At 61.2% G+C, this 12,975-nt stretch carries 8 protein-coding genes; 4 read left to right on the top strand and 4 right to left on the bottom strand.

What is annotated here, in order from left to right:
• Positions 1–139: 139 nt before the first annotated feature.
• Positions 140–2,203, bottom strand: coding sequence for a transketolase (gene tkt / locus HX793_RS23545; RefSeq protein WP_177095702.1), 2,064 nt, complete (start codon positions 2,201–2,203; stop codon positions 140–142).
• A gap of 174 nt (positions 2,204–2,377) precedes the next feature.
• Here tkt and HX793_RS23540 point away from each other — a divergent pair, with 174 nt between their 5' ends.
• On the top strand, positions 2,378–2,602 hold the full coding sequence (locus tag HX793_RS23540; RefSeq protein WP_095016594.1) for a DUF465 domain-containing protein: 225 nt from the start codon (positions 2,378–2,380) through the stop codon (positions 2,600–2,602).
• Positions 2,603–2,857: 255 nt separating this feature from the next.
• On the opposite strand, the gene hglS is transcribed toward HX793_RS23540, so the two are convergent.
• Positions 2,858–4,234 carry a 2-oxoadipate dioxygenase/decarboxylase HglS gene (gene hglS / locus HX793_RS23535; protein ID WP_177060819.1) on the bottom strand — a complete coding sequence of 459 codons (1,377 nt, stop codon included), beginning with the start codon at positions 4,232–4,234 and terminating at the stop codon, positions 2,858–2,860.
• Positions 4,235–4,523: 289 nt separating this feature from the next.
• Between hglS and HX793_RS23530 the strand changes: the two genes are divergently transcribed.
• Together HX793_RS23530 and HX793_RS23525 are read left to right on the top strand one after the other, a co-directional pair.
• Complete coding sequence (locus HX793_RS23530) at positions 4,524–5,933, top strand: OprD family outer membrane porin (RefSeq protein WP_095016592.1); 1,410 nt, start codon at positions 4,524–4,526, stop codon at positions 5,931–5,933.
• A 69-nt stretch (positions 5,934–6,002) separates the two neighbouring features.
• Positions 6,003–8,639, top strand: a complete 2,637-nt coding sequence (locus tag HX793_RS23525; RefSeq protein WP_177095704.1) for an MGH1-like glycoside hydrolase domain-containing protein — start codon at positions 6,003–6,005, stop codon at positions 8,637–8,639.
• 27 nt (positions 8,640–8,666) lie between these two features.
• Here the strand turns inward: HX793_RS23525 and HX793_RS23520 are convergent, their stop codons facing one another.
• On the bottom strand, positions 8,667–10,094 hold the full coding sequence (locus HX793_RS23520) for a serine hydrolase domain-containing protein (protein WP_177095706.1): 1,428 nt from the start codon (positions 10,092–10,094) through the stop codon (positions 8,667–8,669).
• A gap of 24 nt (positions 10,095–10,118) precedes the next feature.
• Positions 10,119–11,033: a LysR substrate-binding domain-containing protein gene (locus HX793_RS23515; protein WP_016977191.1), complete on the bottom strand. Its 915-nt coding sequence runs from the start codon at positions 11,031–11,033 to the stop codon at positions 10,119–10,121.
• A gap of 379 nt (positions 11,034–11,412) precedes the next feature.
• On the opposite strand from HX793_RS23515, the gene HX793_RS23510 reads away from it, so the two are divergent.
• On the top strand, positions 11,413–12,975 hold the full coding sequence (locus HX793_RS23510; RefSeq protein ID WP_177053070.1) for an ABC transporter substrate-binding protein: 1,563 nt from the start codon (positions 11,413–11,415) through the stop codon (positions 12,973–12,975).

The following is a 12,975-nucleotide window of genomic DNA, read 5'->3' as shown; positions in this document are numbered from 1 at the left end:
GCGTTTTGCTTACTTTTGCGCTCTATCAAAAGTGAGCCGCCGTAAGGGCGGAACCAATATCAGCCATTACCTAAATAACGGATATGTACCCCACCCCAAAAAACTGCCCCCCGCATTCGCGAGCAATCCCACTTTTAGCTCAACCCTGAATCAGTTGAACCTGCGATAAAGCCTGCTCCACCACATTCTCCACCGTAAACCCAAACTTCTCCTGCAACTTGGCCAGCGGCGCCGACGCGCCAAAGCTGTTCATCACCACCTTGGCCCCGGTCTGCCCCACATACCGGTCCCAACCCAATGGCCCAGCCTGTTCCACCACGACCCGCGCCTTCACCGCTGGCGGCAACACACTGTCGCGATACGCCTGGTCCTGGTCTTCAAACAACTCCCAACTCGGCATCGAGACGACCCGCGCGGCAATCCCTTCGTTTTCCAACTGTTCATACGCCGCCACGGCCAGGCTGACCTCGCTGCCGGTCGCCAACAGAATCACCTTGGGCTCGTTGGCACTCGCCAACACATAAGCCCCCTTGGCTGCCCCGGACGCCGGCGCATATTTCGTACGATCCAACGTCGGCAACGGCTGGCGCGACAACACCACACAGCTTGGCCGATGGGTTTGCGCCAGGGCTACCTTCCATAATTCCAGGGTTTCGTTGGCATCGCCGGGCCGCAGCGTCAGCAACCCCGGCGTGGCGCGCAGTTGCGTGAGGTGCTCGATCGGCTGGTGCGTCGGCCCGTCTTCACCGACGCCAATCGAGTCATGGGTAAACACAAACACCACCGGCAATTCCATGATCGCCGCCAGTCGGATCGGCGGTTTCATATAGTCGCTGAACACCAGGAAGGTCGAGGTGTACGGCCGCAGGTAGGATAGCGCCATACCATTGGCGATCGCGCCCATGGCGTGCTCACGAATGCCGAAGTGCAGGTTGCGCCCGCTGTAGTCGTCGGCACTGAAACGCCCGGCGCCGTCGAAGGTAAGGTTGGTCTTGGTCGACGGTGACAAGTCCGCCGAGCCGCCCAGCAGCCACGGGATTTGTTGGGCAAACGCATTCAGCACTTCGCCACCTGCGGCGCGGCTGGCGATACCCTTGGGATCGCTGTCGAAGTGAGGTAAATCGTCTTGCCAATGCTCGGGCATTTCTCCTGCACGCATGCGGCGCAACTCGTCAGCCAGTTCCGGCTCGTACTGCTCCAACTGCGACAGGTGCTGACTCCAGGTTTCGTACAACGCCTGGCTGCGTTCCAACAGGGCATCACGCAAGACGGTGCGCGCGTCGTCCGGCACCAGAAAACTTGAATCCTGCGGCCAGCCATAAGCGGCCTTGGTCAGGCGGATTTCTTCATCGCCCAACGGTTCGCCATGGGCGGCGGCGGTGTTGTGCTTGTGGGGCGAGCCGTAGCCGATCACGCTGTCGACCACGATCAGGGTCGGTGCGCCGGTATTGCTTTTGAAGGTCTCCAGCGCCGCGCTCAAGGCCTGCAAGTCATTGGCGTCGGTCACGTGCAACGTGTGCCAGCCATAGGCCTGGAAGCGCTGGATCACGTCTTCGCTGAACGCCAATTCGGTGTGGCCTTCGATACTGATGGTGTTGTTGTCGTAGATCCAGCACAGGTTCGCCAGCTTCAGGTGGCCGGCCATCGACGCAGCTTCGCTGCTGATGCCTTCCATCATGTCGCCGTCACCGCACAGGGTGTAGACGTCGTAATCGAACAACACCTGGCCATCACGGTTGAAACGCTCACCCAACCAGCGCTCGGCCATCGCCATGCCGACGCTGTTGGCGCAGCCCTGGCCGAGTGGCCCGGTGGTGGTTTCCACGCCAGTGGTCATGCGGTATTCGGGATGGCCCGGCGTTTTCGAATCGGCCTGCCGAAATTGCTTGATGTCGTCCAGGCTGATCGCCGGCTGGCCCGTACGCTTGCCATGGGCGTCGATTTCCACCACACCCGCCAGGTGCAGCAGCGAGTACAGCAACATCGACGCATGCCCCACCGACAACACAAAACGGTCACGGTTGGGCCAGTCGGGATGCTCCGGGTGATAACGCAGGAAGCGACTCCACAGCGTGTAACCCACCGGCGCCAGGCCCATGGGCGTGCCCGGATGCCCGGAATTGGCCTTCTGCACGGCGTCCATGGCCAGGGTGCGAATGGTGTTGATGCATTGGGTGTCGACAGCGGTGGCGGCATGAGTCATGAACCGGTCTCCCTCGAATGGCTATCTAGAGTGGAGGGCAGGGCGCCGCAAAGGTTTGATCCAAACACCTGCGCCGCGACGAACGGGGCTGTATTGACTCCGAACATGACAAGACCCCTCGCAATGGTCTAGCTTCTAGGGCGTAAGCCATTGATCAACGTGCGGAGGTACGCCATGCCAGTGAAACACGACCTGTATCAGGACTTGGGGTTGAGCAAGGAAGTCGTTCACGAACGCAGGGCGAGCGACAAACGCCTGGACTCGCTGCTCACTCAATACGATGACGCTGACAAGGAGGTGCTGAAGGCAGAGTCGGCGAGTGCCAGCGATGAGGAGGTGGAGAAGCTGAAGAAGAAACGGCTGTTGATCAAAGACGACATTGTGGCGAAGTTGGCATAAGCCCAAAACACACTCCCCTGTAGGAGCGAGCTTGCTCGCGAAAAACGTCAACGATAACGCAGCGCTTCTGGTTCATCGCGGCGCTCTCAGGTTTTTCGCGAGCAAGCTCGCTCCTACAGCAGGGGCGGACACATTTGTTCAGAATTGTCTGAAGGACAGGGCGGCTTACACTGCCTATGATGCCCACCGCCCACCCGGCTCTGGGGACTGTTGCGGCGCAAGGATTGCGCTGGTGAGCCGGGTGGGTACTTCATTTCAGGCCAACAGTACTCGTGTGCACGCATCAATCGAGCGCTGCTGCGTCTCGCCATACAGCTTCAATTCATCAATGGTCCGACGGCCCAGCGCCTTTTCAAATTCGGCCTGGTTCGAGTTGGCCGCGTAGTGACTCTGCGCCGCATCCCCCAGGTTCGACTGGAAAATCCCCGCCGCACTCACCGGCAGAAAATCTTCATACACCAAAGGCTCCACATCGATGTGGCCCGCTGCGATCAATGCGTCCAGGGTTCGCGGTTGATCAGCCGAACCACGCGCCGCCAGACCCTGCTCGGTGGTGAAGTAGCGGAAGTAGGCCAGGCCCTGTTCACGCATCTGCGCGTGATCATCCGGGAAGGCCTGGAAGTGCCGTTCCATCAATTCGACATAACGCGTGGCGTTGCCCTCATTGGGGAAAGCGCCCAGTTCGTCACGCGCGGCGTTCAGTAACTGGTCGTACAGCGCACGGCCTTTGGGCGTGAGTGCTACGCCGCGTTGTTCGATTTCGCCGAAGCGTGCGCTGTGGCTGCCTTGGGCGTTGGTGAAGGCGATGGGTTCATCCAGGGCCTTGAAGCTGGTCTGGCGCAGCAGGATCGGGCAGCGGCGGCGAGGCGGTCCTTCGATCACGGCTTTTGGCGTGATGCCTTTACCGGGCATGGCAGCCTGGACCTGGTCGATGTCCAGGGTGCGCGGGGTCAGGTGGTTGATGTGCGGGCCTTTGAAGGCGACCACGTCGGCGATCAAGCGATGCTGGTCGCTCAGTTGCTGGTACTGCGCGCTGGTGACGGTGGCGGTGTGGTGCCAACGGAAGGTTTCCAGGGCCTGGCGGATGAACTCATCGGCATCCGCAACGTTGAGGCCGCCGTCTTTTTCCGCCTGTTCGATCAGCGCCAGGGCGCCGGGGGTGAAGATCGAGCGTTTGGCCAGGGCGGTTTCGGCAAAGGCGCGCAGGTCGGGGTTTTCGATCAGTTCCAGGCGCAGCAATGAGGTAAATACGCGAAACGGGCTGGTTTGCAGCGCCTGTTCATGCACGGCGCGAAATGCGGTGGAGTGCACGGGCACGCCAGCCGGTGTCAGGTCGTAGTAGCCCACCGGTTGCATGCCCATCACTGCGAACAGGCGGCTGATGGTCGCCAGTTCCTCTGCCGTGCCCAGGCGGATCGCGCCGTGGCGTTCCATGTCCAGGCGCTGGATTTCGCCGGTGCGTCGCAGTTGCTGCGCCAGCTGTGGCTGGGTGTCGAGCACGTGGGTATTGATCTCGGCCACCAGCTCCATCAGCGCGCCATACAGGGGAACTTCATTTCGGTACATGTCGGACATGGCCTTGGAAAAGCCCTTGCGGATCTCGTCTGGGCTGACATGTGCGGTGCTAGGCATAGAAAAATTCCTGATGGCGATGACGATAGAGGTGGCCTGTGCCTGGATTTTGTTGAGCGCAAGGCGCGCTTGCAAACGAAGAATCCTCAGGACTTCATTCTGCAAATGAATGAGATGACGTGAATATGACAAAAACCAGCCCCTGAGAAATTTCATTTAAGGGCGGTTTTCCTAACTAATTCTTCACGGAGTCCGCCCCGGTCGGCATGAAAGAATCGTCACGTTTGCAAGGATGAAAACGCCGTTATGCACACCAGACACATAAAAAAATGTTTAGGGGCTGTCGTTAATGAAAATTTCTACACTGGCGTTGTCGATCACCGCCGCCGTTCTTGCACAACAGGCATTCGCTGATGATTTCGGGCTCGGTTCGCTGGGCACGGGCAACGGTCACAGCGGTTTCCTTGAAGACAGTCACGCGGCCATCAGCTCGCGGACCATGTACTACAGCGCGGATAACCGCTCGGGGACCAACAACGACCTGCGCGAAACCGCAACCGCGCTGCGTTTTGACTACAAATCCGGCTTCACCCAAGGCACCGTCGGCCTGGGGTTTGATGTGATGGCCTTCGGCGCGCTGCGTCTGGACGGTGGCGATGGCCACACGGCGGGCGCAGGCCTGTCGGGCAACGGCAACAGCTTCTTTCCGACCAAGAACAACGGCACTGAACCTGCCGATTCTTTCGGTCGCGCGGCGGGCAACGTGAAGTTCCGCATTTCCCAGACCGAGTTGCATGTGGGGGGTGGCTTGGCGCCGGTGTTGCCGATCCTGGTGTCCAACGACAGCCGCGTGGCGCCGCAGACCTTTGACGGCGGCATCCTGACCTCCAACGACATCCCCAATGTCACCTTCACCGGCGGTGAACTGAACCGCGCTGAAGGCCGTGCCTCCAGCAACTCTACGGGCTTGAGCGTGGCCGGTGGGACGCGCGACAGTGACAGCTTCAAGTTCGGTGGGGTGGACTACAAACCGTTCGGTTCTTCCGACAACGTCATCGCGAAAAACCTGACGTTGCAGTACTACTATGCCCAGTTGCAGGACTTCTACAAACAGAACTACTTCGGCTTGGTCCACGTGTTGCCGCTGGGCAATGACCAGTCGTTCAAGACCGACCTGCGCTACTTCGACAGCAGCAGCGACGGCAAGAACGGCGAGAGCGGCTACCAGTTCAACAACAACGGTGGCTATGCCAAGCACGCCGGCGAAGTGGACAACAAGACCTACAGCGCGGCCTTCACCTACCAGTTGGGCGGCAGCAGCTTGATGCTCGGCCACATTGGCGTGGGTGACGACGGCGGTTTTGTGTGGGTGAACCAGGGCAGCCTGGCCGATCCGCATGCACAAGGCGCTGGCGGCAGCGACTTCTACCTTTTCACCGATGCTGTGGTCGGCCAGTTCTCCCGCGCGGGCGAGCAGGTCAACTTTGGTCAGTACTCGTATGACTTCAAGGCCTACGTGCCGGGCCTGAAGGCGTCCGTGGCTTACCTGGATGGCCGGGACATCAAGTCGAAGGTAGCCGGTGGCCCTGATCAGAAAGAAAACGAAGCCGACTTCCGCCTTGACTACGTTGTGCAGGCCGGTCCCCTGAAAGGTTTTGGTACGACTTTCCGTACCGGCACCTATCACGGCAAGAACACCGGCACCGCCGACCAGGACCAGACCCGCCTGATCTTCAACTACACCTACGCGATCTTCTAAGTCTTCATGTGCACCCGGGCGTCATTGGGCTCTACACTGCCTCTCACCTGGTAGGCGATGGAGGACCCGATGACGGCCACACCCGACAACCGAATACGTGCAACCCTCGAAGGCCAACGCCTGGCGCAGCCGGATGCCGAGCGGTGGCGCGAGTGGGGCCCTTATTTAAGCGAACGCCAATGGGGCACGGTGCGCGAAGACTACAGCGCCGACGGCGACGCCTGGACCTACTTTCCCCATGAGCACGCGCGCAGCCGTGCCTACCGCTGGGGTGAGGATGGTTTAGCGGGTTTCAGCGACAAGGCGCAACGCTGGTGCCTGGGCCTGGGCCTGTGGAACGAGCGTGACGCGATCCTCAAGGAGCGCCTGTTCGGTCTCAACAACGCCGAAGGCAACCACGGTGAAGACGTCAAGGAATTGTACTTTTTCGTCGACGGCGTACCGAGCCATGCCTACATGCGCATGCTCTACAAATACCCCCACGCCGCCTTTCCCTACGCCGACCTGATCAGCGAAAACGCCCGCCGTGGCCTGGCGGATGCCGAGTACGAGATCCTCGACACCGGCGTGTTCGAAGACAACCGCTACTGCGATGTCAGCGTCGAATACGCCAAGCACCAGCCCGACGACATTTTCATGCGTATCACCGTACACAACCGTTCGGGGCAACCGACGCGTTTGCAGGTGTTGCCCCAGCTGTGGGCGCGCAATGACTGGAGCTGGACCTTCGACGCGCCCAAGCCGCAGTTGATGCGGGACGGTGAACAGGTGCTGGCGCGTCATCATGAATTGGCGGATCGTCATCTCAGTGCCTGGGGCCAGGACGGCGTGGAATGGTTGTTCTGCGAGAACGAAACCAATGTCCCCCGGTTGGATGGGCAGCCGGCACCGGGGCCGTTCAAGGATGGGATCAATGATTATGTGGTCGGCGGTGTTCAATCGGCAATTCGCCGTGACGGCGGCACCAAAGTCGCCGCGCGCTTCATCCTCGACCTGGCAGGCCTGGAAAGCAAAACCCTCTATTTGCGTTTTGCCCCGGTCGACGCGCCGCCGGTCAACGCCCGCAAACTGTTCGAACAACGCCGTCAAGAGGCCGATGACTTCTACGCCGCCTTGCAACGCGACATCGCCGATGAGGATGCGCGCAATGTGCAGCGTCAGGCCCTGGCCGGGCTGCTGTGGTCCAAGCAGCTCTACTATTTCGACGTGAACCAATGGCTCGACGGCGACCCGGCACAACCTGCGCCGCCGCCCGAGCGCCTGCATATCCGCAATACGCATTGGCGGCACCTGTCGAATTTCGACATCCTTTCCATGCCCGACACCTGGGAGTACCCGTGGTACGCCTCGTGGGACCAAGGCTTCCAGGCAGTGGCCATTGCGCTGATCGATCCGGGCTATGCCAAGCAGCAACTGTTGCTGCTGGTAAAAGACCGCTTCATGCACCCCAATGGCCAGTTGCCGGCTTACGAATGGCGCTTCGACGACGCCAACCCGCCGGTGCATGCCTGGGCCAGTTGGCGGGTCTACCAGCAGGACAAGGCGCTGACTGGCGTAGGCGATATGGATTTCCTGGAGCGGATATTCCACAAGCTGCTGCTGAATTTCTCTTGGTGGGTCAATCGTAAGGACGCCGAAGGGCGCAATCTGTTCCAAGGCGGCTTCCTCGGGCTGGACAATATCGCCTTGTTCGACCGCTCGGCTGCGTTGCCTCCGGGTTACCAGCTGGATCAGGCCGATGGCACGGCGTGGGTCGCGGCCTATGCGCTGGACTTGATGCGCATCGCGCTGGAGCTGGCCAAGCGCAACGGGGTGTATGTCGACATCGCCGTAAAGTTCTTCGAGCACTTCCTGTATATCGCCGGCGCCATCAACCGCGTCGACGACAGCGCCGAAGGCCTGTGGGACGAGCAGGACCTGTTCTTCTACGATGTGCTGCATCGCCCCGATGGCCAGAACGAACCGGTGCGCCTGCGTTCGATCGTCGGGCTGATGCCGCTGTTTGCCGTGCTGGTGCTGGAGCAGCGCGAGCATGAAGGCCTGGAAGGGTTACGCGAGCGTTTGCTGGGCTTCATGAAGCACCGGCCGGACCTGGCCAAACTGGTCTCGCGCTGGAACGAGCCGGGGCAGGGCAATCGCCTGTTGCTGGCGCTTCTGCGCGGCGAGCGCACCAAGGACCTGTTGCGGCGCATGTTGGATGACGAAGAGTTCTTGTCGGCCTTTGGCGTGCGGTCCCTGTCCAAGGCGTTTGCCGAACAACCGCTGGCGTTGAAGATGAACGGCAATACCCTGAGTGCGAGTTATCAGCCGGGCGAATCCGACTCGCGGCTGTACGGCGGTAACTCCAACTGGCGCGGGCCGTTGTGGATGCCGGTCAACTACATGCTGATCGAGTCGTTGCGGGAGTTTCACCGCTATTACGCGGACAACTTCTCGGTGGAGTACCCGACCGGCAGTGGTTACCTGTCCTCCCTGGAGGACGTCGCCGACGGCCTCAGTCAGCGCCTGACGCGTCTCTTTCTGCGTGATGAAAATGGCTCACGGCCGTCGATGGCGGGGTACGCCCAGCTGGAAGCAGACCCGGCCAGCCGTGATTTGGTGTTGTTCCACGAGTATTTCCACGGGGAAACCGGACGCGGGCTGGGCGCATCCCATCAGACGGGATGGAGTGCGCTGGTGGCGTTGTTACTGCAGCCGGGTGCTTAAGCCTCCTTGCGGCGATCGGCAGGTCGCTTAGCGCGACCTGCCGATCAACACGGCCTGCTCGCGCTCCGCACTGTTGACGTTAACCGTGCGCGCAACGCTCACGCCATCCCCGTCAAACACACACACCACCCGATCCCTGAATGCCGTTTGCGGGTAGATCCAGGTCATTTCCAGTGTCCTGGCGTCCAGCCAGCGGGCACCGGCAACGATCTGCGCGCCGTTGAATTCATAACCGTGATGCAACGCCCGGCCGGGCATGCTGGTCAGGCCGCTGAGCCAGTGATCAACGCCCACTTTCAACGAATGGGTGGCCTGACTGTCGCTGAGTTCGAAGGTCAAGACATCGCCTGCAAACTCAAACGACAACCGCTGCACGCCCAATCCGTTGTCGGCCATTTCAAACACGCGCTTCCCATTCGCCGGCGCAGCACATAAAGACACTAGCGCAGGTCGCTCGGCCATGCTCGCCAGCCGCTGTTCCAGGCGTGCATCCGCGCCAGGGCTGCCGCCGCGGGTAAACGCCGCCGGGAAATGGGCTTCGACATACGGCAGGATCGCCGCCGAGTTTTTCATCCCACCCACCAATACCAGCGTCGCGCCATACTCGCGGTACACGGCGGCCATCTGCACAAACACCCCCAGTGCACTGAAGGCCCCGCTGGGTTTCATCATCCAGTGGTAGCCGTAACGACTGTCCGGCCCGCCTTGGCGTTGGGTGGCGGCGCGGACCCAGGCGGCCGGCAGTATTTGCTGCCCATTCCACAGGCCGTCCTGGGCGTGCAGCACTGCCAGTTTCAGCGCCGCCGACACGGGGGCGGTGAGGCCATTGCCGCCGGGGTTCACGCCGTCCGGGCCGATGTCCCAGGTTTCGTTGTGAATATCCAAGGGGATGAACAGGCGCGGCTTGAGGTAGTCGTGCAAGGTCTGCCCGGCAACGCGATTGATCAGCGCCGAGAGCATGTAGCTGGCGGCGCTGGTGTAAACGTATTCGGTGCCCGGCGCATAGGCCAGTGGGATCTTGAAGAATTCCGCGATCCAGCTGGTGCTGATGCCGCGCCATACGGAGCCGGACGTATTGCTGGCGTGCCCCGTACGCATGGTCAGCAGGTGTTCGACGGTCATGTCGGCCAGGCGCGGGTCGGCGTCGGCAGGCACTTCGTCGGGGAAGAAGGTGACCAGGGGATCGTCAAGCTTGAGCAAGCCTTCTTCGATGGCCAGACCGATGGCGCAACCGGTGAAACTCTTGGCCATGGAGTGCAGCACGCGGGGTTCGTTGGGGTCCACCGGCCAGGTCCAGCCTTCGGCGACGACATGGCCGTGGCGGTGCAACATGAAGCCATGCAGGTCGAGGCCGGCGGCCTTGACGGCGTCGAGAAACGCGATCAGGCGGTCGGGGTCAACGCCAACACTGCTGGCGCTGGCGCGGGGCAAACCGTCGTAGGAGGTCAGGGGCATGGAAACGCTCGGCAAGAGGGTGGATCAACGGCTGCGGTGCACCAGCCGGGAATAGGAAATCAGCATGCTGGTGAGTTCCTGGCTGACCCCGGTGAGGGGCGCGGAACGGCGGCTGATCAAACACACATCACGGGCTGCCAGGGGTTCTTCGATGGCGATGGTGGTGAGTGCGCTGGAGAACAGCTTCATCCCCGGCAGCATGCGCGGCTCGATGGTCAGGTAGTCGGTTTCCGAGACGATGTGCAGGGTTTCCAGCAGCGAATCGGTGGTGATGGCGATCTTCGGTGGTGCCAGGCCCTGGGTGCGGAACAGCTGGACCAGGCGGTTCTCGGCGCCGCCGATCACACCGGTGGAGCGCACGCTGATCCATTGGCAGTCCACCAGTTCCTGCACCGACTTGGCCTGTGCCAACGGATGACCTTTGCGCGCAATGATGCCGGCGCTGGAGCTGTAGAGGCGGTCGATGGACAGGTCGATGTCGGTGACATTCGGCGCCAGCGGGCACAGCACGAAATCCAGACGGCCATCGCGGACTTTTTCCACCAGGCCCTTGGTGGTGCCGCTGGCCACATGCACTTGGATGCGCGGGAAGCGCTGGGTGAAGTTGCTCAGCACCGGCACCAGCAGTTCGGCCAGCGGTTCGGAGGTCACGCCCAGATCGATATGGCCTTCGGGCTCGCCTTTCCACGGTTGCAGGTCGAGCAGGGCGCGTTCGCAGTCGAGGGTGATGGAGCGGGCGCGTACCAGGAACACTTCACCGGCCGAGGTCAGGTTGATGCCTTGGTTCGAGCGTTGCAGCAGCACCACGCCGAGTTCTTTTTCCAGGGTCTGGATCGACTGGGTCAGGGTGCTTTGCGCCACGTCCAATTGACGTGCGGCAGAGCGGAAGCTGCCTTTTTCGACCACGGCACAGAACGCACGAAGGTGGGTGAGAGTCATGAAGGACTGCCTCAGGTTTCAGCATTTAAACCATTGAATACCCGTCAGCTTATCTGATGGCTACAGGTGCGCACAGATCGGTTTGGCCGATCAGGTTCATTATTTTTGAACGCATGCAAACGGCTCCAGGCCCTGATTTTTCGGTAGGCTGGAGCCAAGTCAGGACAGGCTTGGCAAGTGATCGGAAAAGCCGAGCCTGATCACCTGGAGCGTTCTTCTCAAGCTTGCCGCGTGAAGAATAAGATCGGTCCAGGAACATTCGCCAACCGTGAAGGCGACTAAAACAACAACAACTCTCCAGGTGTTCGGCCGTGCCTCTTTTTGGGTCCTGCCAGCGTCCGAACCCCATGCGTAAGGAACATTTAAGGTGCAGTTAACCATGAACAAGACTTTTATCCTGGCGGGCGCCTTGTCTGCGGCGCTGGTGGGCACTGCCCACGCTGAAAGTGTATTGAAGGTGGCGCTCAACGCTGACATCCGCAGCACCGACCCGGGTGTGAACCGTGACACCAACTCCGACGCCGTGATCATGCACATCACCGAGGGGCTGGTAGCCTTCCGCGAAGATGCCACCGTTGGCCCGCTGCTGGCCAAGGACGTGCAGGTGTCCGACGACGGCTTGCGCTACACCTTTCACCTGCGCGACGGGGTGAAGTTCCAGAATGGCAAGGCGTTGACGTCCGCTGACGTGCTGTGGACCTGGAAGCGCTTCCTCGACCCCAAGACCCAGTGGCGCTGCGCCCCTGAATTCGATGGACATGGCGGTGCGAAGATCGTCGACATGAACGCCCCGGACCCTCTCACCGTGGTGTTCACCCTCGACAAGCCCAACGGCCTGTTCCTGACCAGCACTGCGCTGCCTGAATGTGGCGGCAGCGGCATTCTGTCGGCGGACTCGCTTAACGCCGATGGCAGCTGGAGAGCTCCGGTCGGCACCGGCCCATTCCAGCTGGGTGAGTGGAAGCCTGGCCAATACGTCGAGTTGCTGCGCAACCCCAACTACACCCCGCGCGACGAAACAGAGCCCGATGGCTACACCGGCAACAAATCCACCACCCTGGACCGCGTGCGTTTGCTGGTGATCCCGGACCCGGCCGCCGCCAAAGCCGCGTTGTTGTCGAAAAACGTCGACCTGCTGATTGATGTCACCCCGCTGGACGCTACTGAGCTGGCCGCCCATTCCGGCGTGCGCGTGACCTCCAGCGGTACCATGTCGGTGAATGCCTTGCTGTTCCAGACCCGTGATCCGCTGCTTAAAGATGTGCGTTTGCGCCAGGCCATCGCCCATGCCCTGGATTCGGCGCAAATCGTCGAGGCGCTCACCGGCGGTCGCTCCAAGGCCAACAACTCGATGGTTGCCAGCGGCAGCCATTACCACACCGCCGTCGAAGACCAGGGCTTCACCTTCGACCCGGCCAAGACTGAGCAACTGCTGCGGGAAGCCGGCTACAAGGGCGAGCCGATCAAGCTGATCGTCAACAAGCGCTACGCGGCGATCTTCGACATGGGCGTGTTCGTGCAGGCCATGGCCAAGGCCAGTGGCATCAACCTGGAGCTGGAAACCCTGGAGTGGGGCACGCAGTTGGAGCGCTACCAGAGCGGCAACTACCAGATGATGGCGTTCCCGTATTCCGAGCGCCTCGACCCGGCCTTGAGTTTCGACTCGATGACCGGCGACAAGGACAAAGAGTCACGCAAGGTCTGGGATAACCCCCAGGCCCGCGAGTGGCTGCGTGAAGCCCAGCGCGAAGGTGATATCAGCAAGCGCCAGGCGCTGTTCGATCAACTGCACCAGCAGATGATCAAGGACGTACCAATGATCCCGATGTACAACGGCAACGCAATTGCCGCCAGCCGTGACTACGTCAAGGGCCTGCGCACCTGGCCGGTGTCCAAGCCGCGCCTTTGGACCGTCAGCGTCCCAGCCGCCGGGAGCAATTAA

Origin of the sequence: Pseudomonas reactans, from assembly GCF_013387025.1 — a bacterium.
Lineage (GTDB): Bacteria > Pseudomonadota > Gammaproteobacteria > Pseudomonadales > Pseudomonadaceae > Aquipseudomonas > Aquipseudomonas reactans.
This window is presented reverse-complemented; position numbering and strand designations above follow the sequence as displayed.